The following is a 25,289-nucleotide window of genomic DNA, read 5'->3' as shown; positions in this document are numbered from 1 at the left end:
ACAGGTTTCGGAGCCGTCCTACACATCGAGCGACAAATTATTCTGAATGATAATGATTGTCAATTGAGAAAGAGAACTAATGCTTCTCAATGGTGCAGGAGTGCGAACTGCGACACGCTGATGCCTTTGCTCGCAGCGTCTGCCTGCGGTGCCCGCCCCCGTTGACGATCCAGCCTGCCGACTAATTATTTCAAGACGTCATCCGTTCTCATTGGTGAATGGAACAGCGCAATCCTCATACCCCTGTAGGAGCGAGCTTGCTCGCGATGGTCGCCAACGATGGCGATGGGAGTCTGACACCCCGCGGCGTCCTCCTTTTTTCGCGAGCAAGCTCGCTCCTACAGCCGAATTCAGGCAGGAAACCTCATGACCGACGCATTCGAAATCCCTGGCACACTGGTCCAAGCCCTTCAGCGCCGCGCGGCCCTGACGCCGGATCGGGTGGCCTTGCGTTTTCTCGCCGAAACCCCGGATCAGACGGTGGTGCTCAGTTATCGCGAGCTCGATCAACGGGCGCGCACCATTGCTGGCGCGTTGCAGGCCGAAACCGATTTTGGTGATCGCGCGGTGCTGCTGTTTCCTAGTGGCCCGGATTACGTCGCGGCGTTTTTTGGTTGCCTGTATGCCGGTGTGATCGCGGTGCCGGCTTATCCGCCGGAGTCGGCCAAGCGTCATCATCAGGAGCGCTTGCTGTCGATCATCAGCGACGCCGAACCGCGCCTGCTCTTGACCAGCGCTGGTCTGCGCGATGCCTTGCAGCACATCGAAGGCGCGCCACCGCTGCTGTGTGTCGACACGCTTGATGGCGCGCTGGCCGCCCAGTGGAGCGAGCCGAACCTCGAAGACGACGACATTGCCTTCCTGCAATACACCTCGGGTTCCACCGCGTTGCCGAAAGGCGTGCAAGTCAGCCACGGCAACCTGGTCGCCAACGAGCTGTTGATCCGCCACGGTTTCGGCATCGACCTGAACCCTGAAGACGTGATCGTCAGCTGGTTGCCGCTGTACCACGACATGGGCTTGATCGGCGGTCTGTTGCAGCCGATTTTCAGCGGCGTGCCGTGCGTCTTGATGTCGCCGGCGTACTTCCTCGGCCGGCCGTTGCGCTGGCTGGAAGCGATCAGCGAGTACGGCGGCACCATCAGCGGCGGGCCGGATTTTGCCTATCGACTGTGCAGCGAGCGCGTCAGTGAGTCGGCGCTGGAGCGCCTCGATCTCAGCGGCTGGCGCGTGGCGTATTCCGGCTCCGAACCGATTCGTCTCGACACCCTGGAGCGTTTCGCCGAGAAGTTCGCCGCGTGCGGTTTCACCCCGGACAGCTTCATGGCGTCCTACGGCCTGGCGGAAGCCACCCTGTTCGTTGCCGGTACGCCGCGAGGCCAAGGCATCGGCCATCTGCGCGTGGAAGACCAAGCGTTGGCACAGAACCGTGCCGAAGCGGGCGAGGGCAGCGCGATCATGAGCTGTGGCATCAGCCAGCCGGATCACGCAGTGCTGATTATCGATCCTGCGGCGCTCAACGAATTGGCCGACAACTCGGTCGGCGAAGTCTGGGCCAGCGGGCCGAGCATCGCCCACGGCTACTGGCGCAACCCCGAGGCCAGCGCCAAGACCTTCGTGCAGCACGCTGGAAAAACCTGGCTGCGCACCGGCGACCTGGGTTTCCTGCGCGACGGCGAGCTGTTCATCACCGGGCGCCTGAAAGACATGCTGATCGTTCGCGGTCACAACCTGTACCCGCAAGACCTTGAGCAAACCATCGAGCGTGAAGTGGAAGTGGTGCGCAAAGGACGCGTCGCCGCGTTCGCGGTGAACATCGACGGTCAGGAAGGCATCGGCATCGCCGCGGAAATCAGCCGGAGCGTGCAGAAAATCCTGCCGCCCGACGCGCTGATCAAAGCCATTCGCCAAGCGGTGGCCGAGGCGTATCAGGAAGCGCCGAGCGTGGTGGTGCTGCTCAATCCGGGCGCATTGCCCAAGACCTCCAGCGGCAAACTGCAACGCTCGGCGTGCCGCAATCGCCTGGCGGACGGCAGCCTCGACAGTTATGCGCTGTTCCCGTCGACGGCGCCGGCAGGCGCGGCCAATGCCGAGTCGGGTTCCGGGCTGCAAAGCCTGATCGGGCAGATCTGGTCCGAGCAGTTGCAGGTGAAGCAGGTCAACGCCGATGACCACTTCTTCCTGCTCGGCGGCAACTCCATCGCCGCCACCCAAGTGGTGGCGCGCCTGCGTGAAGCGCTGGGCCTGGAGCTGAACCTGCGCCTGTTGTTCGAAGCGCCGACCCTGGGCGCATTTGCCACTGCGGTCGCGCAGCAGCAACAGGACGGCGGCCTTGCCCAAGGCGCGATCAACGCGCTGTCACGCAGCGAACCGATGCCGCAATCCCTGGCACAAAACCGTCTGTGGATCACCTGGCAACTGGACCCGCACAGCAGCGCCTACAACATTCCCGGTGCCTTGCGTTTGCGTGGCGAGCTGGATGAAGACGCTTTGCGCACCAGCTTCCAGCAACTGATCGAGCGTCACGAATCCTTGCGCACTCGCTTCTTCGAGCGCGACGGCGTGGCGTTGCAACAGGTCGATGGCGCGAGCGCGTTCAACCTTCAACTGATCGACATCAGCGATTTGCCGGTTGCCGAGCGTGAGGCTCGCGCACAACAAATCCGCGACGACGAAGCGCACACCCAGTTCGATCTGGAGAAAGGCCCGCTGCTGTGGGTGACGCTGGTACGCCTCGACGATGAGGACCATCAGCTGTTGGTCACGCTGCACCACATCATTGCCGATGGCTGGTCGCTGAACGTGCTCATCGACGAGTTCTCGCGCCTGTACGCTGCGGCGTCCCAAGGGCAAACGGCGACACTCGCACCGTTGCCGACCCAGTACGCCGACTACGGCAGCTGGCAGCGTCAGTGGCTGGCGCAAGGCGAGGGCGAGCGACAACTGGCGTACTGGAAAACGCAGTTGGGCGATGAGCATCCGGTGTTGAGCCTGGCCACTGATCACCCGCGTTCGGCGCAACACCTGCACAGCGCCGCGCGTCACACCGTGCAGTTGGACGCGTGCCTCAGCGACGCCATTCGCCAGACCGCCCAGGCCCACGAATCCACGGCATTCATGCTGTTGCTCGCGGCGTTCCAGAGCCTGCTGCACCGCTACAGCGGCCAGCGCGACATCCGCATCGGTGTGCCGAACGCCAACCGTCCGCGCCTGGAAACCCAAGGGCTGATCGGCTTTTTCATCAACACCCAGGTGCTGCGCGCCGAGCTGGACTCGCGGTTGCCGTTTGTTGAACTGCTGGCGCAAACCCGCCAGGCAGCCTTGGGCGCGCAAGCCCATCAGGACCTGCCGTTCGAGCAACTGCTGGAAGCGTTCCCGCAGGCTCGCGAACAAGGTTTGTTCCAGGTCATGTTCAACCACCAGCAACGGGACTTGAGCGCGCTGCGCCGGTTGCCGGGGTTACTCGCGGAAGAACTGCCGTGGCACAGCCGCGAGGCCAAGTTCGACCTGCAATTGCACAGCGAAGAAGACCGCAACGGTCGCCTCAGCCTGTCCTTCGACTACGCCAGCGAACGGTTTGACGCCACGACCATCGAGCGCCTGGCCGAGCATTTCAGCAACCTGCTGCGGGCCATCTGCGAACAACCGGCCACCGCCATCGGCGACCTGCAACTGCTGACGCCGAGCGAGCACGATCAGCAAGCAAACTGGAGCGTCGCGCCGTGCACACCTGCCAGCCAATGGCTGCCGGAACGGCTGAACGAACAGGCGCGCCTGACCCCGGAACGCATCGCGCTGATGTGGGAGGGCGGCAGCCTCGATTTCGCCGAACTGCACACCCAGGCCAACCGCCTGGCGCATTACCTGCGCGATAAAGGTGTCGGCCCGGATGTTTGCGTGGCCATCGCCGCCGAGCGTTCGCCGCAACTGTTGATCGGCCTGTTGGCGATCATCAAGGCCGGCGGTGCCTACGTGCCGCTGGACCCGGATTACCCCGCCGAGCGCCTGGCCTACATGCTCGGCGACAGCGGCGTGGAACTGCTGCTGACCCAAACCCAATTGCTCGACCGCTTGCCCGCCACCGACGGCGTCAGCGTGATCGCCATGGATGCGCTGCACCTGGAGAGCTGGCCGAGCCAGGCGCCGGGGCTGCATTTGCACGGCGATAACCTCGCCTACGTGATTTACACCTCCGGCTCCACCGGGCAGCCGAAGGGCGTCGGCAACACCCACGCGGCCCTCGCCGAACGCCTGCAATGGATGCAGGACACTTATCGCCTGAACGACAGCGATGTGCTGATGCAAAAGGCGCCGATCAGTTTCGACGTGTCGGTGTGGGAGTGCTTTTGGCCGCTGATCACCGGCAGCCGTCTGCTGATCGCCGGCCCCGGCGAGCACCGCGATCCGCATCGCATCGCGCAGCTGGTTCAACAGTACGGCGTGACCACGCTGCACTTTGTGCCGCCGCTGCTTTCGTTGTTCATCGACGAACCGCTGAGCGCCGAATGCACCCGCCTGCGCCGCGTGTTCTCTGGCGGTGAAGCGTTGCCGGCGGAGTTGCGCAACCGTGTGCTGGAACAGTTGCCTGCGGTGCAACTGCACAACCGCTATGGCCCGACCGAAACCGCGATCAACGTCACCCATTGGCATTGCAGCGCAGCGGATGGCGAGCGTTCGCCGATTGGCCGGCCGTTGGGTAACGTCATTTGCCGCGTGCTCGACAGCGATCTCAACCCTGTACCGGCCGGCGTGCCGGGTGAACTGTGCATCAGCGGCATCGGCCTGGCCCGAGGTTATCTGGGCCGTCCGGGGCTGACCGCGGAACGCTTTGTCGTCGACCCGTTGGGCGAGCAGGGCGCACGTCTGTATCGCACCGGCGACCGCGCGCGCTGGACCGCCGATGGCGTGATCGAATACCTCGGTCGCCTCGATCAGCAGGTCAAACTGCGCGGCTTCCGCGTCGAGCCGGAAGAAATCGAAGCACGTCTGCTGGCTCAAAACGGTGTTGCGCAAGCCGTGGTGCTGGTGCGCGAAACCGCCGCCGGCGGACAGTTGATCGGTTACTACACCGCCAGCGAAACCGGTGAATCCGAAGACACTCAAACCGCCCGCCTGAAAACCGCGCTGGCGGCCGAGCTGCCGGAATACATGGTGCCGGCGCAACTGATGCGCCTGGAACAAATGCCCCTCAGCCCGAGCGGCAAACTCGACCGTCGCGCCTTGCCGGAACCGCAATGGCAAGTCCGCGAACACGTCGAACCGGTGACCGAACTTGAACAGCAGATCGCCGGGATCTGGCGTGAAGTGCTGGGCCTGAAGCAGATCGGTCTGCGCGACGATTTCTTCGCCCTCGGCGGCCATTCGCTGCTGGCCACGCAAATCATCTCCCGCACCCGTCAGGCTTGCGACGTTGAATTGCCGCTGCGCGCACTGTTCGAAAACAGCGAGCTGGGCGCCTTTGCCGGGCAGGTGCAACAGATTCAGGCCAGCGGCAGCACCAATAAGCAACCGCCGATCGAGAAAGTCGACCGCAGCCAACCGGTGCCGCTGTCCTATTCCCAGCAGCGCATGTGGTTCCTCTGGCAGATGGAGCCGGACAGCCCGGCCTACAACGTTGGTGGCATGGCGTGCTTGCGCGGCGTGCTTGATGTCGGACGCTTCGAGACCGCGTTGCAAGCGCTGATCATGCGTCACGAAACCCTGCGCACCACGTTCCCGAGCATCGACGGCGTGGCGCAACAACGGGTGCACCCAGCAACCGGGATGCGCATGGACTGGAAGGATTTCTCCGCGCTGGAGGCCGATTTGCGCGAGCAGCGGGTACAGGCCCTGGCCGACAGCGAAGCGCATCAGCCCTTCGATCTGGAAACCGGGCCGTTGCTGCGTGCTTGCCTGGTCAAGACCGCCGAGCAGGAACATTACCTGGTGCTGACCTTGCACCACATCGTCACTGAAGGCTGGGCGATGGACATCTTCGCCCGGGAACTCAGTGCGCTCTATGAAGCCTTCGTCGATGACCGCGAATCGCCGCTGGCGCCGTTGCCGGTGCAGTACCTGGATTACAGCGTCTGGCAGCGTCAGTGGCTGGAGTCCGGCGAGCGCCAGCGCCAGCTCGATTACTGGACCGCGCAACTGGGTCGCGAACACCCGCTGTTGGAGTTGCCGGCTGATCGTCCGCGTCCAGCGGTGCAAAGCCACCAGGGTGAGCTGTTCCGTTTCGACCTCAGCGATGAACTCGCCGCGCGGGTTCGCGCCTTCAACGCGCAAAACGGCCTGACCCTGTTCATGACCATGACCGCCGCGCTGGCCGTGCTGCTTTATCGCTACAGTGGCCAGACCGACCTGCGCATCGGCGCGCCGGTGGCCAACCGCATTCGTCCGGAAAGCGAAGGGCTGATCGGTGCGTTCCTCAACACCCAAGTGCTGCGTTGCCAGCTCGACGGGCAGATGTCCGTCGGCGAATTGTTCGAACAGGTGCGCCACACCGTGATCGAAGGCCAGTCCCATCAGGACCTGCCGTTCGATCATCTGGTCGAAGCGTTGCAACCGCCGCGCAGCGCTGCCTACAACCCGTTGTTCCAGGTGATGTGCAACGTGCAGCGCTGGGAATTCCAGCAGAGCCGCACGCTCGCCGGCATGACCGTCGAGTACCTGGCCAACGATGCGCGGGCGACCAAGTTCGACCTCAACCTGGAAGTCACCGACCTCGATCATCGACTGGGTTGCTGCCTGACTTACAGCACCGACCTGTTCGACGAACCGCGCATCGCGCGCATGGCCGGGCACTGGCGCAACCTGCTGGAAGCGCTGCTGGCCGACCCGCAACAACGCCTCAGCGAACTGCCATTGCTCGAAGCCACGGAACAGCAAAACCTGCTCGACAGCCTCGGCGTCGAGCCGGGCGAGCATCGCCTGGATCAGTGCATCCATCACCTGTTCAGCGAGCAGGCGCTGATGCGCAAAGATGCGCCGGCGTTGACGTTTGCCGGTGAAACCCTGAGTTACGCCGAACTCGACAGCCGCGCCAATCGCCTGGCCTGGATGCTGCGTGAGCGCGGTGTCGGGCCGCAGGTGCGTGTCGGCCTGGCGCTTGAGCGTTCGCTGGAAATGGTCATCGGTCTGCTGGCGATCCTCAAGGCCGGCGGCGCCTACGTGCCGCTCGATCCGGAATACCCCCTCGACCGCCTGCATTACATGATCGAAGACAGTGGCATCGGTCTGCTGCTCAGCGATGCGGCGATGTTCAAGGCCCTCGGTGAGCTGCCACCCACTGTCACCCGTTGGTGCCAGGAAGAAGACGCGGCGCAACTGGCCAACTATCCGGCCACCGAGCTGCCGTTCATCAGCCTGCCACAGCATCAGGCGTACCTGATTTACACCTCCGGTTCCACCGGCAAGCCGAAAGGCGTGGTGGTGTCCCACGGTGAAATCGCCATGCACTGCCAAGCGGTGATCGAGCGTTTCGGCATGCGTCCGGACGATTGCGAACTGCACTTCTACTCGATCAACTTCGATGCCGCGACCGAGCGTTTGCTGGTGCCGTTGTTGAGCGGGGCGCAGGTTGTGTTGCGTGCGCAAGGGCAGTGGGACGCGGAAGAAATCTGCGGGCTGATCCGCCGCCACCACATCAACATCCTCGGTTTCACCCCGAGCTACGGCAGCCAACTCGCACAGTGGCTGGCGACGCAGGACGAAACCCTGCCCGTGCGCATGTGCATCACCGGCGGTGAAGCCTTGACTGGCGAACACCTGGCGCGGATTCGCGCAGCGTTCAAACCGAGCCTGTTCTTCAACGCCTACGGCCCGACCGAAACCGTGGTCATGCCGCTGGCCAGTCTGGCACCGGAGCAGCTCGAAGAAGGCTTGGGCAGCGTGCCGATCGGCAGCGTGATCGGCGCGCGGGTGGCCTACATTCTCGACGCCGACCTGGCACTGGTGCCGCAAGGCGCGACCGGCGAGTTGTACGTCGGCGGTGCGGGCCTGGCCCAGGGTTATCACGAGCGTCCGGGCATTACCGCGGAGCGCTTCGTGGCCAACCCGTTTGCCGTCGGTGGCGGGCGGATTTACCGCACCGGCGACCTGGTGCGCCAGCGCGCCGATGGGCTGGTGGAGTACCTCGGGCGCATCGACCATCAAGTGAAAATCCGCGGTTTCCGTATCGAACTGGGCGAGATCGAAACCCGTCTGCTGGACCATGACTCGATCCGTGAAGCGGTAGTCCTGGCCCTCGACGCCCCGAGCGGCAAACAACTGGTCGGCTATCTGGTCACCGAGGTTGCGGAGCAGGATGAAGCGCAACAAACCGAACTGCGCGACGCCCTCAAGTCGCACCTGAAATCGCAGCTGCCGGAATACATGGTGCCGACGCACCTGATCCTCCTGGCGAGCATGCCGCTGACCGCCAACGGCAAACTCGACCGCCGCGCCTTGCCGGCGCCGGACCCGGAGCTCAACCGTCAACACTACGTGGCGCCAAGCAACGCGCTGGAGCTGACGCTGGCGCAGATCTGGTGTGAAGTGCTGAACGTCGCGCAGGTCGGCCTCAACGACAACTTCTTCGAACTGGGCGGCGACTCGATCCTGTCGATCCAGGTGGTCAGCCGCGCACGGCAACAGGGCATTCACTTCAGCCCGCGTGACCTGTTCCAGCACCAGACGGTGCAGACCCTCGCCGCGGTGGCCAGCCGCACCGAGAAGGTCACGGCCGAGCAGGGCTTGCTCACCGGCGAATCGCGTTTGACCCCGATCCAGCACTGGTTCTTCGACACCGAGATGCCCGAGCGTCAGCACTGGAATCAGGCGCTGCTGCTGGAGCCGACCGTGGTCCTGGAACCCCATCGCCTGGAGCAGGCGCTGCTGGCGGTGATTGAGCAGCACGATGCCTTGCGCCTGCGCTTTACCGAGGCCGGCGGCGCATGGACGGCGGCGCACCAGAAAGTGTCCGACGCACCGGTGCTGTGGCAAGTGCGTGTGACCTCGATGGACAAATGCGCGGCGTTGTTCGCCGATGCCCAGCGCAGCCTTGACCTGGAGCAAGGGCCGTTGATGCGCACGCTGCTGGTCGACGGGCCGCAAGGGCAGCAACGGCTGTTCTTCGCGATCCACCATCTGGTGGTGGACGGTGTTTCCTGGCGCGTATTGCTGGACGATCTGCAAACGGTGTATCGCCAACTGGAGGTCGGGCAGTCGGTCAGGTTGCCGGCGAAAACCAGCGCCTTCAAGGACTGGGCCGCACGCTTGCAGGCCTATGCCAGCAGCGAATCCCTGCGCGAAGAGCTGGGCTGGTGGCAGTCGCAACTGGCCGGGCCGAACGCCGGGTTGCCGTGCGAGCACCCTGAGGGTGCGCGACAGAATCGTCATGCGCAAACCGTCAGCGTGCGCCTCGACAGCGAGGTCACCCGCCGGTTGTTGCAACAGGCACCGAGCGCCTACCGCACCCAGGTCAACGACCTGTTGCTGACGGCATTGGCCCGGGTGCTGTGTCGCTGGAGCGGTGACGAATCGGCGTTGATTCAACTCGAAGGTCACGGCCGCGAGACACTGTTCGACGAGATCGACCTGACCCGCACCGTCGGCTGGTTCACCAGCGCCTACCCGCTGCGCCTGACCCCGCTGAATGTTGAAGAAGCCGCGGGGCAGGGCGCCTCAATCAAAGCGATCAAGGAACAACTGCGCAGCGTGCCGCACAAAGGCCTGGGTTATGGCGTGCTGCGTTACCTCGCCGACGACCCGTGCCGTGAGGCCATGGCCGCGTTGCCGGTGGCGCCGATCACCTTCAACTACCTTGGCCAGTTCGACCAGAGCTTCGGCGCGGACGCGTTGTTCCGTCCGCTGGATGAGCCGATCGGTGCCGCCCACGATCCACGGGCGCCGCTGCCCAACGAGCTGAGCGTTGACAGTCAGGTCTACGGCGGCGAACTGGTGCTGCGCTGGACCTTCAGTGCCGAACGCTATGACGCACAAACCATCAACGAACTGGCAGACGCCTACCTGGGCGAATTGCACAGCCTGATCGAGCATTGCTTGCGTGATGAGGCGGGTGGCCTGACACCGTCGGACTTCCCGCTGGCGAAGCTGACTCAGGTGCAACTCGATGCGCTGCCGATCCCGGCCGCCGCCATCGAAGACGTGTACCCGCTGACGCCGATGCAGGAAGGCATGCTGCTGCACACCTTGCTGGAACCGGGCACCGGCCTCTACTACATGCAGGACCGCTACCGCATCAACAGCGCGCTCGATCCGCAACGTTTTGCCGAAGCCTGGCAAGCGGTGATCGCCCGTCACGAAGCCTTGCGCGCCTCGTTCTGCTGGAACGTTGGCGAAGACATGCTGCAAGTTATCCACAAGCCGGGCAGCACGCCGATCGAGTACCTCGACTGGACCGCGATCGCCGAGGCCGAGCAGGAACCGAAGCTGCAGGCGCTGCTGAAAAGCGAGCGCGAAGCCGGGTTCGATCTGCTCAACCAGGCGCCGTTCCACCTGCGCTTGATCCGCGTGGGCGAGGCGCGCTACTGGTTCATGATGAGCAACCACCACATCCTGATCGATGCCTGGTGCCGCTCGTTGCTGATGAACGACTTCTTCGAGATTTACACCGCGCTGGGTGAAGGCCGCGAAGCGCAACTGACGGTGCCGCCACGCTACCGCGACTACATCGGCTGGCTGCAACGCCAGAGCCTGGCCGAAGCGCGGCAGTGGTGGAAAACCAATCTGCAAGGCTTTGAGCGCACCACGCCAATTCCGAGCGACCGGCCATTCCTGCGCGAACATGCCGGCGACAGCGGCGGCATGATCGTCGGCGACCGTTACACCCGGCTCGATGCCCGCGACGGTGCGCAACTGCGCGAACTGGCCCAAGCCCATCAACTGACCATCAACACCTTCGCCCAAGCGGCGTGGGCCCTGGTGCTGCGGCGTTTGAGCGGTGATCGCGACGTGCTGTTCGGCGTCACCGTAGCCGGGCGTCCGGTGGACATGCCGGAGATGCAACGCACCGTCGGGCTGTTCATCAACAGCATCGCGCTGCGGGTGAAAATGCCCGAGGACGATCAACGTTGCAGCGTGCGCCAGTGGCTCAGCGGCTTGCTCGACAGCAACATGCAACTGCGCGAGTACGAATACCTGCCGCTGGTGAGCATCCAGGAACACAGCGAATTGCCGAAGGGCCAGCCGTTGTTCGACAGCCTGTTCGTGTTTGAAAACGCCCCGGTGGAAGTCTCGGTGCTGGACCGCGCACAGAGTCTCAACGCGACCTCGGATTCGGGCCGAACCCACACCAACTTCCCGTTGACGGCGGTGTGTTATCCGGGCGATGACCTGGGCCTGCACCTGTCTTACGACCAGCGTTACTTCGATGAATCGACGGTCGAGCGCATGCTCGGCGAGTTCAAGCGCTTGCTGCTGGCGTTGGTCGAGGGCTTCCATGGCGACATGGCGGACCTGCCGCTGCTGGGTGTCGAGGAACAGGATTTCCTGATTCACGGCTGCAACCAGAGCGAACACGCTTACCCACTGGAACAGAGCTACGTGGCGCTGTTCGAAGCCCAGGTGGCGCAGCACCCGCAACGGATCGCCGCCAGTTGCCTCGATCAGCAACACAGCTACGTCGAACTGAACCAGCGCGGTAACCGCCTTGGCCATGCGCTGATCGCGGCCGGCGTCGGGCTGGATCAACCGGTGGCGTTGCTGGCGGAACGAAGCCTCGATCTGCTCGGGATGATCATCGGCAGCTTCAAGGCGGGCGCGGGGTATCTGCCGCTGGATCCGGGACTGCCGAGCCAGCGCCTGAGCCGGATCATTGACCTGAGCCGCACGCCGTTGCTGGTCTGCACCCAGGCCTGCCGTGAACAGGCGGTGGCGTTGCTGGAAGAATTCGGGTGTGCCAGTCGGCCTCGGTTGCTGGTGTGGGAGGAGGTGCAGGCGAGCGATATATGCGTAACTGATCCGGGCATTTACAGCGGTCCGGATAACCTCGCCTACGTGATCTACACCTCGGGCTCCACCGGTCTGCCGAAGGGCGTGATGGTCGAGCAGCGCGGGATGCTCAACAACCAGTTGAGCAAGGTGCCGTATCTGAAGTTGAGCGATGCCGACGTGATCGCCCAGACCGCTTCGCAAAGTTTCGACATTTCGGTCTGGCAGTTCCTTGCTGCGCCGTTGTTCGGCGCGCGGGTGGACATCGTGCCGAACACCATCGCCCATGATCCGCAAGGCTTGCTGGCGCACGTTTCGGCCCAGGGCATCACGGTGCTGGAGAGTGTGCCTTCGCTGATCCAGGGCATGCTCGCCCAGGAACGCATGAGCCTCGACGGCTTGCGCTGGATGCTGCCGACGGGTGAGGCGATGCCGCCGGAACTCGCGCATCAATGGTTGCTGCGCTACCCGGACATCGGGTTGGTCAATGCCTACGGGCCGGCGGAATGCTCGGACGACGTGGCGTTCTTCCGGGTCGACATGGCCTCGACTCGCGGCAGTTACTTGCCGATTGGCACGCCGACCGACAACAACCGTTTGTACCTGCTCGACGGCGCGCTGGACCTGGTGCCGCTGGGTGCGGTGGGCGAGTTGTGCGTGGCCGGCACCGGGGTCGGGCGCGGCTATGTCAGCGATCCGCTGCGCACGGCGCAGGTGTTTGTGCCGAATCCGTTTGGCCAGCCGGGGGATCGTCTGTATCGCACGGGCGACCTGGCCCGGCGTCGCAGTGACGGCGTGCTGGAGTACGTCGGGCGCATCGACCATCAGGTGAAGATTCGCGGCTATCGCATCGAACTGGGTGAAATCGAAGCGCGTCTGCATGAGCAACCGGAAGTGCGCGAAGCGGCGGTCGGTGTGCAGGAAGGGGTGAACGGCAAGCATCTGGTGGGTTATCTGGTCGCGGCGGACTCGTCGCTCAATCCGGCTGAACGCCTGGAGCGCATCAAGCAGCGTTTGCGCGCCGAATTGCCGGAATACATGGTGCCGTTGCACTGGTTGTGGCTCGATCGCATGCCGCTCAATGCCAACGGCAAACTGGATCGCAAGGCACTGCCGGCGCTGGAAATCGGTCAGTTGCAGAGCCAGGATTACCAGGCGCCGCGCAACGAGCTGGAGCAGACGCTGGCGGACATCTGGGCCGAGGTGCTGAAGGTCGAGAAGGTTGGCATTCGCGACAACTTCTTCGAGTTGGGCGGGCATTCGTTGCTGGCGACCCAGATCGCTTCGCGGGTGCAGAAAGCCTTGCAACGGGATGTGCCGCTGCGGGCGATGTTCGAGTGCAGCACGGTGGAGGAACTGGCGGAGTACATCGATGGGTTGGCCGCGAGTGACATCACCGAGGAGAAGGTGGATCGGTTGAATGATCTGATGGCGGAGTTGGAGGGGCTTTGATTCTCTAGCGTCTGTTGCGGCCCCATCGCGAGCAGGCTCACTCCCACATTGGAATGTATTCCACCTGTAGGAGTGAGCCTGCTCGCGATGGCGACATAACTGTCGTCACAATTTCAGCGTTGACTGCCGAGCGGGACCGGACCAGTCTCCTTCCTCTCTTTCGGCAAAGGAAACAGCCCAATGCCCTTCGTTACGATTGACGGACAAGCACTTCACTACATCGACCAAGGCACCGGCCCGGCTGTCCTGCTGGCCGGCAGCTACCTGTGGGACCATGCCCAATGGGTACCGCAGATTCTTGCCCTGTCACGCCATTACCGGGTGATCGCCCCGGACCTGTGGGGGCACGGTCAATCCGGGCCGCTGCCCGACGGCACCACGAAACTGGATGACATCGCGCGACAGCAGTTGGCGCTGCTGGATCATCTGGACATCGATCGGGTCACGCTGGCGGGGCTGTCGGTCGGCGGCATGTGGGGCGTGCGGCTGGCCTTGTCGGCACCGCAACGAATCAACGGCCTGGTGTTGATGGACACCTACCTCGGCAGCGAGCCGGAACCGACCCGCGACTATTATTTTTCGTTGCTCAAGCAGATCGAAGACGCTGGCGAGATCACGCCGCAGTTGCTGGATATAGTGGTGCCGATCTTCTTCCGTCCCGGTATCGATCGGGAGTCGGCGCTTTATCAGGGGTTCCGTGCCTCACTGGCGGCGCTGCCCGCGGATCGTTTGCGTGAAAGCATCGCGCCAATGGGCCGGATCACTTTTGGACGGGATGATCTGTTGCCGCGTCTGAGTGAGCTGGATGCTGGCACCACACTGGTGGTCTGCGGCGATCAGGACATTCCCCGGCCACCGGCGGAAGCGAAAGAAATGGCCGGGTTGATCGGTTGCCAGCATGTGCTGGTGCCGGAGGCGGGGCATATCTCCAACCTGGAGAATCCGGCGTTCGTGACCGAGGTGTTGTTGGCGTTTTTGGCAGAGAGAAATTAGTCGGCCTCACTGGCCTCATCGCGAGCAGGCTCGCTCCCACAATGGAATGCATTCCTCCTGTGGGAGCGAGCCTGCTCGCGAAAGCGCCATTAAATCCAACAACACACGGATGACCAAGCTACTTGGGCCCGAGAATCTTCACCAACTTCTCTGGCGAAGGCGCGCCCTGCTGCTGTTGCAACTCACCCTTGTCATCCATGTAGAAAATCGCCGGCGTCGCCTGCAACTCCAGGTCTTCCATCAACTGCATGTTCGCCGCCAGTTTCGCCTGAATCGCCGGCGGTACGTCTTTCAGCGCCTTGAGCGTGCTGGCCTTGCCGGCGCCTTCGTGGTCCTGCAGGGCCTTTTGCGGATCCTTCGCGGCCAGCAACGCCGCTGATTTGCCCGGGCTGTCCTCGCGGATGATCCCGACCATGATGTGCCGCAACTGCACCTTGCCGGCCTTCACCCACGGCCGCGCCTGTTCCCAGAACATGTTGCAGTAAGGGCAGTTCGGGTCGCTGAACAGGTACACCACGCGCGGTGCGTCCTTGTTACCGTCACCGATCCAGTTGCTGGCTTCCATCTTGGCCCAGACTTCCTTGGCCATCGGCGCATACACCAGTTTCTGCAAGGGCGCGCTGCTCAGGTCATTGCCCTCGGCGTCGTACAAATTACCCAGCAGCACATGCTTGCCATCCGGCGTCAGGTACAGCGCCATGCCGCGGTTCTGATACTGCGCGGCATAACCGCGCAGACCGTCCGGAGCGTCGAACTGGCCGACGATCTTGGCGCCCTTGGCTTCGATCTTCTTGATTGCGTCGGGCAGTTCTTCGGCAGCCTGCACCGACGGCAAGTGCAGCAGGGCGGCGCCCAGGGTCAGCGTCAGCAGGTGGCGGAGGCGGGGCATGGCAGTTTCCTTGACGAGGTAGAAGGTGTGGCCGGATTCGGCGTCTCGAAATTTTCCAGGGCGCGGGCCAGGCTGGCTTCCGACAGTTCGCCCAGGTGACTGCCCAACAAACGACCGTCGGGGCTATAGAACAGCGTAGTCGGCAACGCCATGGAACCCACGGCCTGGCCCAGGCGGCCACTGCCATCGAACAGCACGTTGGACAGGCTCAGGCCCTGGGTTTCGAGAAAGGTGCTGACGCTTTGCATGCTTTCGGCCTGATTGACGAACAGGAAGGTCAGGTCCGGGCGGTGTTGCTGGGCGTTTTCCAGCACCGGCATTTCGCGACGGCACGGCGGGCACCAGGTGGCCCAGAGATTGATCACCAGCGGACCACCCTTGTAGTCCACCAGTTGCACGGTTTCACCGGCGGCATTGCGCAGGGTGATGTCCGGCAGGCGCGTGCCCTGTTCGTAGATCGTCAGGGAAAACGTCGCCAGCAACCAGAACGCCAGGCCGCTGCCGACGCCGAAGCCCAGCGGACGACGCAAGCCCGGGCGACGCCAGCCGCGATACAACGCCGCGAGCAACAGCACGATGACCCCGGGCAGCGCGAGGAAACCGCCGTCGCGCAGGTCGATGACTTGCCACGGATCATTGCGGTAGTGCATCCAGTAGAGCGCCACGAAACTGATCCGCGCCGCCAGCATGCCGATCAGGAACAGGCTGAACAGCACCGACTCGGGGTTCTCGCCACCGCGCTTGGCCACCCGCCAGCCGACAAATGTCGCCAGCGCCAGGGCACTGATCAGCAGCAGGTGGTTAAGCGCGATGGCAAAGGTGCCGAGGGTAAAAGTCAGCATTAACGGGCGTCTCGGGTGGTGGTCCAGCGTTGCAGGAAAGTGTCGGCATCGACCTCGCCGGTGATGCGTTGGCTGCGACGTTCTTCGCCGTCAGCGCCGATCCACAGGAAACTCGGTGGCCCCGGCACTTTATAACGGCCGAGCAATTCGCGGCTGGCGGCATTGTCGGCGGTGACGTCCAGCCGTAGCAAGCGCACATCGCTCAAGGCGTCAAGCACACGGGTTTGGCCGAAGACCTGTTTCTCCATGACCTTGCACGACACACACCAGTCGGCGTAGTAGTCCAGCAACACCCACTGGCCTTGCGCCCGTGCCGCGTCCAGTTCCCGCTGCAAAACTGCCGGGTCCTTGATCGTGGTGAACGCATCGTGGCCAACCGGGCGGGCGGCATTGCCCGCCTGTGCGGCGCTATAGACTCGCAGCGGTTTGAGCAGGTCATCACTGCCCCCCGCCGCGCCGATCATCAACAGGCTGCCCCATAGGCCGAGCAACAACGAACTGGCACCGAACAGATGCGCAACGCGGCCGAAACCTTGCGATTGTTTCCAGGCACTGTAGGCAGCAATCAGCAGCAGCGCACCACACAGGCCGATCCACAACGATTGATCCAGCACCGGACGCAGCATCAGCAATGCAGTGGCGAGGAACAGGAAGCCGAACACGCCTTTGAGCAGGTTCATCCACGCGCCGGGTTTGGGCAGGAAGCGATTGCCGACCGTCACCAGCAACAGCAGCGGCACACCGATGCCGATGCCCATGGCGAACAGGATCAACCCGCCGTGCAGCGCATTGCCGCTTTGCGCGATGTAGAGCAGGGCGCCGGCCAGCGGCGCGGTCATGCACGGACCGACCAGCAAGCCGGACAACGCACCCAGTGCGCCGGCACCGATCAGGCTGCCACCGCGCTGGTTGCGCGACACATTTTCCAGGCGATCCCGTACCGCCACCGGCAGTTGCAGCTCGAAGAAACCGAACATCGGTAACGCCAGAAGCACGAAGATCGCAGCGAAACTGCCCAGCAACCATGGGTTTTGCAGCAACGCCTGCAAATTGGCCCCAAGCAGCGCGGCGAGCACGCCCATCGCCGCATACACCAGCGCCATGCTCACGACGTAACTGGTGGCCAGGGCAAAACCGCGCTTGGGTGTGGCACCGCTGCCGACGATCAGACCGGCCAGAATCGGCAACATTGGCAACGAACACGGAGTGAAGGCCAGCAGCAGGCCCAGGCCGAAGAACACTAGCAGACTCCAGCCCAGTGCCTGTTGCTGCAAACCACTGGCCAGTGCTTGATCCGGTGCCTCATGGGTCGCAGAAGTGGTTGCGCCACCGCCCAGATCAACGACCTGAGATTGCGGCGGATAACACAGTCCCGCATCTGCACAGCCTTGGAACCCGACCTTGATCTGGCCGGTTGCGCCCGCCGGAATCTTCAGTTCCAGACCTTGGCGATAAACCGGCTGTTCACCGAAAAACTCATCACTGTGGGATTCGCCTTCAGGCAACACAGGTTGATGTTCAGCGGACAAACCCTCGAACTTCAGGCGCTTCTGATAAAGGTAATACCCGTCGGTAATCTGCCAATAAAGCTGCATTTCACCCGATTCAAGGCGCTCAGAGGTAAAGACAAAGGCCTTTTCCACCGGCAGGAACTCGGGTTTTGTGTCAAACGGATTGGTCCCTGCCTGGGCCACACCCGAGATCAAGAGAACAAAAAACAAAAACAGACGACGCATGGGTAAGCCTTATCCCTGTGCAGGTGAGGTGCACAATGGGAGGCGGCGATTAACCGATGATTAACCGCGACCGGGTAGCTTGCCGGCTGTGGCGTTGCGCAGATGTTCAGTCGCGCAACAGGCCCGGCCAGGTGGTGTCGTCAATTTTGACCGGGCCGGTCTCGGCTTGGTTATCTCCGATGTTGTACCGGATGCACTCGTTGTTGGTCAGGAAAACATAGTAATAACGGTTGAAGAGAGGCTGATCGTTTTGGACTGCACCGATGATTCGATTTTTGTAACGCTCCAGTCCGGGGTAGTAATGGTTTGTGATGGGGGCGTGACTGATTTTCGGGTGTTTGTATATTCCCTCAAAAATAAGCTCAAGGTTGAGGAATGTGCCGTCGTTTAAAAGAAAGCGAAATGCATTGGGATGATGAACCGGGTACCACCAAGTCCCGGCAACGATTTGATCGAAATAGGGGAGCAGCTGATGCCATTTCGAATCCTTCACGTGCTGCACGCTAATGACCTTGTTCAGATCCTGATCGTAGCGGCAGACCGTAGGAGTGTTTTCTACGTAATAAAAAAGCCACAAAACATCCAGATCAAGTGAGCTCGTACTGTGCGAGCCGTCTATTTGCGAATGAAACCCTGTTGTCGTGAAACCAAAGCGCAGATCCTTGGCGTGCGAGTGAAAGTCATGCCAGTTTCTGGCGTTGATTTCCTTGGGATACCCTGGTTCGACGGCGCCCACAGCAAGATCAAAACAGGAATATTTGTTGGTGTCCTTGAAGAAAAAATAGATTTTATCTTTGCCGGCGCGCCAATCGACCGCGACAAAATTTTTGAGTGCTGGCATATCCTGATTCCTTTCAGTGTTTAATCGTACACAATCGATAATTAATAACTTTCGGTTTGCAAGCGTGCGAGTCAATTTATTCGCGGATCAACCCATTCCAGTGGTCGGCAACATTTTTTACGCCCCCGTTCTCAAGGCGTTTTTTGCTGATGTTGTACTTCAGGTAGACATTCCCGGTCATGAAAATGTACAGATAGCTGTGGGTCAGCGCGTCGCCTTCGATTTGTACCGCGGTGATGAATTGATCTGCGTAAGTGGCATATAGCGCCAACCCTGGCCAAGTGGTGTCAGTGATGTCAGCGATGACAAGTTTTTTACTATGCCAGTCAAGGCTCAGGTATTTGCCATTGTTTAAAATGAACCTGAAGAGGGTCTCGCCTTTGACTCTGAACGGTCGTTGCCAGAAAGTGCCTGCAATAATATTGTCGAAGTAGGGCAGTAGCAGGCTCCATATTGATTCGCTGACGGGTATGAAGCTGACGACCACATCTGAATCCTGATCGTATTCGCAAACCATCGGTGTTGCTTGATCGTAATAAAATAACCAAAGGACATCAGCGTCCCAGCCAAGCCTGTCACTGCCGACTATCCGGTCTGTGGAGAAGCCGAAGCGCAAATTTTTTACGTGCTTGTGGAATGCCCCCCAATTGTCCTGGTTCACCAGGGCCGGATGATCAGGTGGAACCGTATTGTCGCTGTTGTTGTATCGTGAATAGGTGTTGGTGTCTTTGAAGAAGAAGTAACAGCGGTCTTTGCCTGAGCGCCAATCTACGGCTACGAAGTTTTTGAGTTCCGGCATGATTCAAATCCTTTTGACGAACGTTTACATGGCCCACCCCTGGGCAATAAAGGGAGTTAATAGACGTTGAACTGATGCAGGTGTGGGGGGCGATTTCAGCTGTGTAACAGTCCTGGCCACGAAGACTCATTCACGGGAATGGGGCCCAGTATCTTTCTTTCGTTGAAGTCGAATCTCAGATATTCATTGTTGGTCAGGAAAATGTAGAAAAACGTGTTGAATGCCGGGTGGTCGTTCAATACAGCGGTGATCATGCGGCTCTTGTACGGTGCCAGATCGTTCCACATGGAGTTTTTGAGTGGTTTGGGGTTCGGTAGTTTTTCCAGCCAAGGGCTGTAATTAAAATAGCGCCCGTCATTCAGCAGCACACAGAAAGTATGTTTGATGTCCGCCTTCTCATCCCACATGACGCCGACGATTTTGTCGAAATAATTTCCGAGCGGCCACCACTCGGTTTCTGAAAGGGGTTTTTTGTACAGGACCTTGCTTTCGCCTTGTTTGTATTTGCATACCATTGGCGTGTTTCCTTCATGGTAGAAAAACCAGGCGATATCGCCGTCGTTAGTGCTTTTCCAGTTGATGCCTGATGTATTGAATCCGAAGCGCAAGTCTTTCACATGTTTGCCAAAATCCCCCCAGTGATTGTTGACAGGGGTTGGGTGGTATTTTTCAACGCTGTCTTCTCCAAGGTTGAAGCGAGAGAAAGTATTGGAGTCCTTAAAAAAGAAGTAAATACGGTCTGGTCCGTTACGCCAGTCGATGGCGACGAAGTTTTTCATGGTGTTGTTTCCTTTTTGAGTTTGAGGGTTTTGTTGTTTAGGTGTTTTTGGTGTTGTCGGATATGTGTGACGAGTTAAAGATTAATATGAGGGGTGAAGGTTTTAAATGGGTGATGATGGGGTCGTGTGTTTCGATTTAAATCGGATGCATTGGTTTTGAACTAGCCAACTGTGCAGTAGGCGATATTTAACTGTCTTTATGGTGGGAGGGATAAATATTGAAAATGCACTTCTCGTCCACCGGATCACTCGTCATAATTTGGCCTTAATCCTCACCTGCTTGACTCGCCTTTTTACTCATGGAGCTCGCCATGCACGTACTGGTTTGCGAAGACGACGAATTGATCGCCAGCGGTATCGTAGCCGGCCTGACGGCTCAAGGCCTGACGGTCGAACACGTCGCCACGGCTTCGTCGGCCCGGGCGATGCTCAAGGTGGCCGAGTTCGACGTGATGGTGCTCGACCTGGGGCTGCCCGATGAGGACGGCTTGAAGCTGTTGCAGCAGTTGCGTCACAGCGGGCTGGAAATTCCGGTGCTGATCCTCACCGCGCGGGATTCGGTCACCGACCGCGTCGATGGCTTGCAGGCCGGTGCCGATGATTACCTGCTTAAACCGTTCGACTTGCGCGAACTTGCCGCGCGCCTGCACACGCTGTTGCGGCGGGTGGCGGGGCGAAGCGTCAATCTGATCGAGCACGGTCGGCTGACCTACGATCCGAGCAGCCGGGAGACCCTGCTCGGCGGCCAGCCGGTCGACCTTTCCCGGCGCGAGCAGTCGCTGTTGCAAGCCCTGTTGCATAACCGTGGACGGGTGTTGTCCACCGAGCAGTTGAAAGACAGCGTCTACGGTTTCAGCGATGAACTGGAAAGTAACGCCCTCAACGTGCATATCCATCACCTGCGGCGCAAACTCGGCAACGGGATTGTCGAGACCGTACGCGGCCTGGGCTATCGCCTGGGGCCGGCCGATGGTGCAGAGGAATTGAAAAAGTGATGAGCCTGCGTTTGCGCCTGAGCCTGACACTCGGCGCCGCGTTTGCGCTGATCTGGGCCCTGGCGGCAGCCTGGATGCTCAGCGACCTGCGCAACCAGATGATGTTTTCCCTCGACCAGCGGCTGGTGGCTTCGGCGCGCATGGTTGCAGGGCTGATGGAGCAATTGCCGGCCTTGCCGACCAAGGGCGAGGGCACCCATTTCAGCGCGGAACAGTTGAACATTCCGGGGGGCATGGCGTGTCAGGTAAGCTCCTTGCGCGGCGAAATCCTCGCCCGCAGCCACACCGATCCGCAACAAACCCTGGAAGCCGAGAAAATGGGTTTCCACGACCAGATGATCGACGGCGCGCCGTGGCGCAGCTTCACCCTGGCCCGAGGGGATTTGCGCATCACCACCGCCGATCGGCAGATCGAGCGTGAAGCTCTGAACATGTCGATTCTGTTGGCCGCTTCTGTGCCGGTGGGTGTGGCGCTGCTCGGTTGCCTGTGCCTGTTGTGGCTGGGTATCGGCCAGGGGCTGGCGCCGTTGAACCGCATGCGCGATGCGTTGATGCGGCGCAGCGCCGACTCGCTGGAACCCTTGCAGATCCAGCCGCTGCCCAGTGAATTGCAACCGTTGCTCGATACTCAGAACCAATTGTTCCAGCGCATAGGCAAGACCATCGAGCGCGAGCGCCGTCTGACGGGTGACGCGGCCCATGAATTGCGCAGTCCGCTGACCGCGATCAAGACCCACCTGCAAGTGGCGCGCATGACCGACGGCGCGGCGCGGGATCAATCCCTGGCCCGGGCCGAAGAAGGGGCCGACCGGTTGCACCGCACCCTTGAACAATTGCTCTTGCTGGCACGGGTCGAAGGCAGCCTGTCGTTCGATGACGGCGTGCAATGCAGCGCCGAACAAGTGGCGAAACTGGCGATTCAGGACGCCGCCAGCGGTGATCGTCAGCGCATCCGGTTCAATGCGCCGACGAAGATGTCCCTGGCCCCGGTACAAATGCCGGCGGTGCTGTCCATCGCCGCGTTGCGCAACCTGCTGGACAACGCACTGCGCCATACGCCGAACGACGGCCCGGTGGAGTTGAGCCTGGAAACCACCGGTAATCGCGTGCAGTTCGTGGTGCGCGACCACGGCCCGGGCATTGCCGCGGATGATCTGCAACACCTGACCCAACGCTTCTGGCGCAACGGCCAGAGCACCGGCTGCGGCCTGGGGTTGGCGATCGTTCAGGCGATCGTTCAGCGTTGTGGCTGCACGCTGCATTTCGACAGCCGGCCGGATGGTTTGCGGGTTGAGCTGACGATGCCGTTGCAACCCGTCTGACCAATTCCCCCGTAGGAGCCGGCTTGCCGGCGATGGCGTCCGTCCAGTCAACAAATGTGTTGCCTGCTCCACCGCTATCGCCGGCAAGCCGGCTCCTACAGGGGGGCACATCAAATGTAACTTCTCTCCGTTGGCATTCCTGCCCTCGCCAGCGCTATCGTCCCCGCCAGCTTTTTCTCAATGGATTGGGGTGACAGCGCCATGGAAGCATCGATACACATCTCAAGGGCAACCCCCGCCGACGCCGGGATCATCAGCCGGATTGTCGAGCGTTCGATCCGCGTCGGTTGCGCACTCGACCACCGCAACGACCCACAAACCGTCGCCACCTGGACTCACAACAAAACCATCGAACACATTCAGCCATGGCTGACCGATCCTCGGCTGTACCTGAACATCGCCCTGCTGCAGGACAAACCGGTCGGGGTGGCGATGGCGGCAATCAGCGGCAAGGTCGCGTTCTGCTACGTGCAGCCGGAATGGTTTCGCCGGGGTGCCGGGCAAGCGCTGGTGAGCGACCTTGAAGACTGGCTGATCAATAACGGCCTGGCTCGGGTCCGACTCAACAGCACCCGCACCAGCGAAGCCTTTTATCGCCACCTGGGTTATCAGCCCTGCGCCAAAACCTTCACCGTCGCCGGGCTCTACGCCATTCCGATGCACAAGGCGCTGACACCCCCTTCATAGAAAGCTGACCGAGGGTCTAAATCCTCGGTGTGCTGATGCGTTTCCAGAACAGGAAAACCTTATTGAGGGGTCGAGAGATGTCAGTCGCTACCAGCCTTATGGAAGATCAGTCGGCCCGGATCACTCCGGCGCCGGCCGAGATGCTTTATCAGTTCAACGAATCGCCCTTGCTGGCGCGCCAGAGCCAACAGGAGTCGAATGCCCGCAGCTATCCGCGGCGCATTCCCCTGGCCCTCAAGCGCGCCAAGGGCATTTATGTCGAAGACGTCGAGGGCCGCCGTTTCATCGACTGCCTGGCGGGGGCCGGGACGTTGGCCCTGGGGCATAACCACCCGGTGGTGATCGAAGCGATCCAGCAAGTGCTGACTGATGAACTGCCGCTGCATACCCTCGACCTGACCACCCCGGTCAAGGACCAGTTCGTTCAGGACCTGTTCGGTCTGTTGCCCCCGGCGCTCGCCGCTGAAGCGAAGATCCAGTTCTGTGGCCCGACCGGCACTGACGCAGTGGAAGCCGCGTTGAAGCTGGTACGTACGGCCACCGGTCGCAGCACCGTGCTGTCGTTCCAGGGCGGTTATCACGGCATGAGCCAGGGCGCGCTGAGCCTGATGGGCAGCCTGGGGCCGAAAAAGCCGTTGGGCGCGTTGCTCAGCAGCGGCGTGCAGTTCATGCCGTATCCCTACGATTACCGTTGCCCGTTTGGTCTCGGTGGTGCGCAGGGCGTGCAGGTCAACCTCAACTACCTCGACAACCTGCTGAACGATCCCGAGGCCGGCGTGCAATTGCCGGCGGCGGTGATCGTGGAGGTCGTGCAGGGCGAGGGCGGGGTGATCCCGGCTGACCTCGATTGGTTGCGCGGTGTACGACGCATCACCGAGAAGGCTGGCGTGGCGCTGATCGTCGACGAGATCCAGAGCGGCTTCGCCCGCACCGGCAAGATGTTTGCCTTCGAGCATGCTGGGATCATCCCGGACGTGGTGGTGATGTCCAAGGCCATTGGCGGCAGCTTGCCGCTGGCGGTAGTGGTTTACCGCGACTGGCTCGACACCTGGCTGCCGGGCGCCCATGCCGGGACTTTCCGTGGCAACCAGATGGCGATGGCGGCGGGCTCGGCGGTGATGCGTTACCTGGTCGAGCACAAGGTCTGCGAGCACGCTGCTGCCATGGGGGAGCGCTTGAGCGAACACCTGCGCATCCTGCAGCGGGACTTTCCGCAACTGGGTGATATTCGCGGGCGTGGCCTGATGCTGGGGGTGGAACTGGTTGATCCGGCCGGTGCGCCGGATGTGCAAGGTCATCCGCCGGTATTCGCCCGACTGGCGCCGCTGGTCCAGCGCGAATGCCTCAAGCGTGGGTTGATTCTTGAGCTGGGTGGTCGTCATGGCGGGGTGGTGCGTTTCCTGCCGCCCTTGGTGATTACGGCGGCTGAGATCGACCAGGTGGCTGACATTTTTGGTCGAGCGTTGGCGGCGGCGATTGCCAGCCTCTAAATTTTCCGGAGCGCGGAACGTTCTTTCTACATAACGGCTGTACACCGGGTGCAGCCCACCTTACAGCGATGGAGAGACATCATGACGTCAGTATTCGACCGCGAGGACATCCTCTTCCAGGTGGTGGTCAACCACGAAGAGCAATACTCGATCTGGCCCGATTACAAAGCCGTGCCGGAAGGCTGGCGCACCGTGGGCAAGAGTGGCCTGAAAAAGGAATGCCTGGCCTACATCGAAGAAACCTGGACCGACATGCGCCCGTTGAGTTTGCGCAAGAAGATGGAAGAGCAGGCAGCTGTGGCCCACTGAAGACTTCACGCAAAAAGAAGCCCGCTGGACCGGTGAGGTCGGCGGGCTTCTTTTTGCCTAGGTGATTTGCTGTCTGGTACGGACCTGTAGGAGCCAGCTTGCTGGCGATGGACGTCAACGATGACGCGGGTTGGGTGGATGAACGCGGTGCCTGGGCGTTTTTCGCGAGCAGGCTCGCTCCCACACGGGGATTGGGTTCACACGGTCGAAAGTGTAGGAGCCGGCTTGCTGGCGATGGGCGT

13 protein-coding genes are annotated in these 25,289 nt (G+C 61.5%); 7 read left to right on the top strand and 6 right to left on the bottom strand.

What is annotated here, in order from left to right:
• Positions 1-366 precede the first annotated feature (366 nt).
• Complete coding sequence (locus ACF6ZU_RS04010) at positions 367-13,365, top strand: non-ribosomal peptide synthetase (RefSeq protein WP_392890629.1); 12,999 nt, start codon at positions 367-369, stop codon at positions 13,363-13,365.
• Positions 13,366-13,545: 180 nt separating this feature from the next.
• Entirely contained in the window at positions 13,546-14,358 is an 813-nt protein-coding gene (locus ACF6ZU_RS04005) for an alpha/beta fold hydrolase (protein ID WP_392890628.1), read from the top strand.
• A gap of 118 nt (positions 14,359-14,476) precedes the next feature.
• Here ACF6ZU_RS04005 and dsbG read toward each other — a convergent pair whose 3' ends face one another.
• From dsbG to ACF6ZU_RS03975, 6 genes are all read right to left on the bottom strand, one after another.
• The gene (gene dsbG / locus ACF6ZU_RS04000; RefSeq protein WP_392890627.1) at positions 14,477-15,247 is read right to left on the bottom strand and encodes a thiol:disulfide interchange protein DsbG; all 771 of its coding nucleotides are present in this window, start codon (positions 15,245-15,247) and stop codon (positions 14,477-14,479) included.
• Positions 15,223-16,089 carry a prolipoprotein diacylglyceryl transferase family protein gene (locus ACF6ZU_RS03995; protein ID WP_392890626.1) on the bottom strand — a complete coding sequence of 289 codons (867 nt, stop codon included), beginning with the start codon at positions 16,087-16,089 and terminating at the stop codon, positions 15,223-15,225. The genes dsbG and ACF6ZU_RS03995 overlap by 25 nt, the downstream gene beginning before the upstream one ends.
• Positions 16,089-17,825, bottom strand: coding sequence for a protein-disulfide reductase DsbD (dsbD, locus tag ACF6ZU_RS03990; RefSeq protein ID WP_392890625.1), 1,737 nt, complete (start codon positions 17,823-17,825; stop codon positions 16,089-16,091). Before dsbD ends, ACF6ZU_RS03995 begins: the two co-directional genes overlap by 1 nt.
• A 106-nt stretch (positions 17,826-17,931) precedes the next feature.
• Positions 17,932-18,666, bottom strand: coding sequence for a hypothetical protein (locus tag ACF6ZU_RS03985; RefSeq protein ID WP_392890624.1), 735 nt, complete (start codon positions 18,664-18,666; stop codon positions 17,932-17,934).
• A 76-nt stretch (positions 18,667-18,742) separates the two neighbouring features.
• The gene (locus tag ACF6ZU_RS03980) at positions 18,743-19,465 is read right to left on the bottom strand and encodes a hypothetical protein (protein WP_392890623.1); all 723 of its coding nucleotides are present in this window, start codon (positions 19,463-19,465) and stop codon (positions 18,743-18,745) included.
• Positions 19,466-19,560: 95 nt separating this feature from the next.
• Positions 19,561-20,244, bottom strand: a complete 684-nt coding sequence (locus ACF6ZU_RS03975; protein WP_392890622.1) for a hypothetical protein — start codon at positions 20,242-20,244, stop codon at positions 19,561-19,563.
• A 311-nt stretch (positions 20,245-20,555) separates the two neighbouring features.
• Here ACF6ZU_RS03975 and ACF6ZU_RS03970 point away from each other — a divergent pair, with 311 nt between their 5' ends.
• The 5 genes from ACF6ZU_RS03970 (at position 20,556) to ACF6ZU_RS03950 (ending at position 25,047) form a co-directional block, all read left to right on the top strand.
• Positions 20,556-21,239, top strand: a complete 684-nt coding sequence (locus ACF6ZU_RS03970; RefSeq protein ID WP_392890621.1) for a response regulator — start codon at positions 20,556-20,558, stop codon at positions 21,237-21,239.
• The gene (locus ACF6ZU_RS03965; RefSeq protein ID WP_392890620.1) at positions 21,236-22,561 is read left to right on the top strand and encodes an ATP-binding protein; all 1,326 of its coding nucleotides are present in this window, start codon (positions 21,236-21,238) and stop codon (positions 22,559-22,561) included. The genes ACF6ZU_RS03970 and ACF6ZU_RS03965 overlap by 4 nt, the downstream gene beginning before the upstream one ends.
• 201 nt (positions 22,562-22,762) lie before the next feature.
• Positions 22,763-23,248: a GNAT family N-acetyltransferase gene (locus ACF6ZU_RS03960; RefSeq protein ID WP_392890619.1), complete on the top strand. Its 486-nt coding sequence runs from the start codon at positions 22,763-22,765 to the stop codon at positions 23,246-23,248.
• A 77-nt stretch (positions 23,249-23,325) separates the two neighbouring features.
• A complete protein-coding gene (locus ACF6ZU_RS03955) occupies positions 23,326-24,738 on the top strand; it encodes an aspartate aminotransferase family protein (protein ID WP_392890618.1) in 1,413 nt (470 codons plus the stop codon).
• An 81-nt stretch (positions 24,739-24,819) separates the two neighbouring features.
• A complete protein-coding gene (locus ACF6ZU_RS03950; protein ID WP_008033724.1) occupies positions 24,820-25,047 on the top strand; it encodes an MbtH family protein in 228 nt (75 codons plus the stop codon).
• Positions 25,048-25,289 lie beyond the last annotated feature (242 nt).

Origin of the sequence: Pseudomonas migulae, from assembly GCF_043225285.1 — a bacterium.
Taxonomy (GTDB): Bacteria; Pseudomonadota; Gammaproteobacteria; order Pseudomonadales; family Pseudomonadaceae; genus Aquipseudomonas; species Aquipseudomonas migulae_C.
Note: the sequence above shows the minus strand (reverse complement) of the source record. Positions and strands in the feature narration are given on the sequence as shown.

Bases quoted from the DNA above. Each gene is read 5' to 3' on its own strand.
- ACF6ZU_RS04010 (WP_392890629.1), top strand. From the start codon at position 367: ATGACCGACGCATTCGAAATCCCTGGCACACTGGTCCAAGCCCTTCAG.
- ACF6ZU_RS04005 (WP_392890628.1), top strand. From the start codon at position 13,546: ATGCCCTTCGTTACGATTGACGGACAAGCACTTCACTACATCGACCAA.
- dsbG (WP_392890627.1), bottom strand. From the start codon at position 15,247: ATGCCCCGCCTCCGCCACCTGCTGACGCTGACCCTGGGCGCCGCCCTG.
- ACF6ZU_RS03995 (WP_392890626.1), bottom strand. From the start codon at position 16,089: ATGCTGACTTTTACCCTCGGCACCTTTGCCATCGCGCTTAACCACCTG.
- dsbD (WP_392890625.1), bottom strand. From the start codon at position 17,825: ATGCGTCGTCTGTTTTTGTTTTTTGTTCTCTTGATCTCGGGTGTGGCC.
- ACF6ZU_RS03985 (WP_392890624.1), bottom strand. From the start codon at position 18,666: ATGCCAGCACTCAAAAATTTTGTCGCGGTCGATTGGCGCGCCGGCAAA.
- ACF6ZU_RS03980 (WP_392890623.1), bottom strand. From the start codon at position 19,465: ATGCCGGAACTCAAAAACTTCGTAGCCGTAGATTGGCGCTCAGGCAAA.
- ACF6ZU_RS03975 (WP_392890622.1), bottom strand. From the start codon at position 20,244: ATGAAAAACTTCGTCGCCATCGACTGGCGTAACGGACCAGACCGTATT.
- ACF6ZU_RS03970 (WP_392890621.1), top strand. From the start codon at position 20,556: ATGCACGTACTGGTTTGCGAAGACGACGAATTGATCGCCAGCGGTATC.
- ACF6ZU_RS03960 (WP_392890619.1), top strand. From the start codon at position 22,763: ATGGAAGCATCGATACACATCTCAAGGGCAACCCCCGCCGACGCCGGG.
- ACF6ZU_RS03955 (WP_392890618.1), top strand. From the start codon at position 23,326: ATGTCAGTCGCTACCAGCCTTATGGAAGATCAGTCGGCCCGGATCACT.
- ACF6ZU_RS03950 (WP_008033724.1), top strand. From the start codon at position 24,820: ATGACGTCAGTATTCGACCGCGAGGACATCCTCTTCCAGGTGGTGGTC.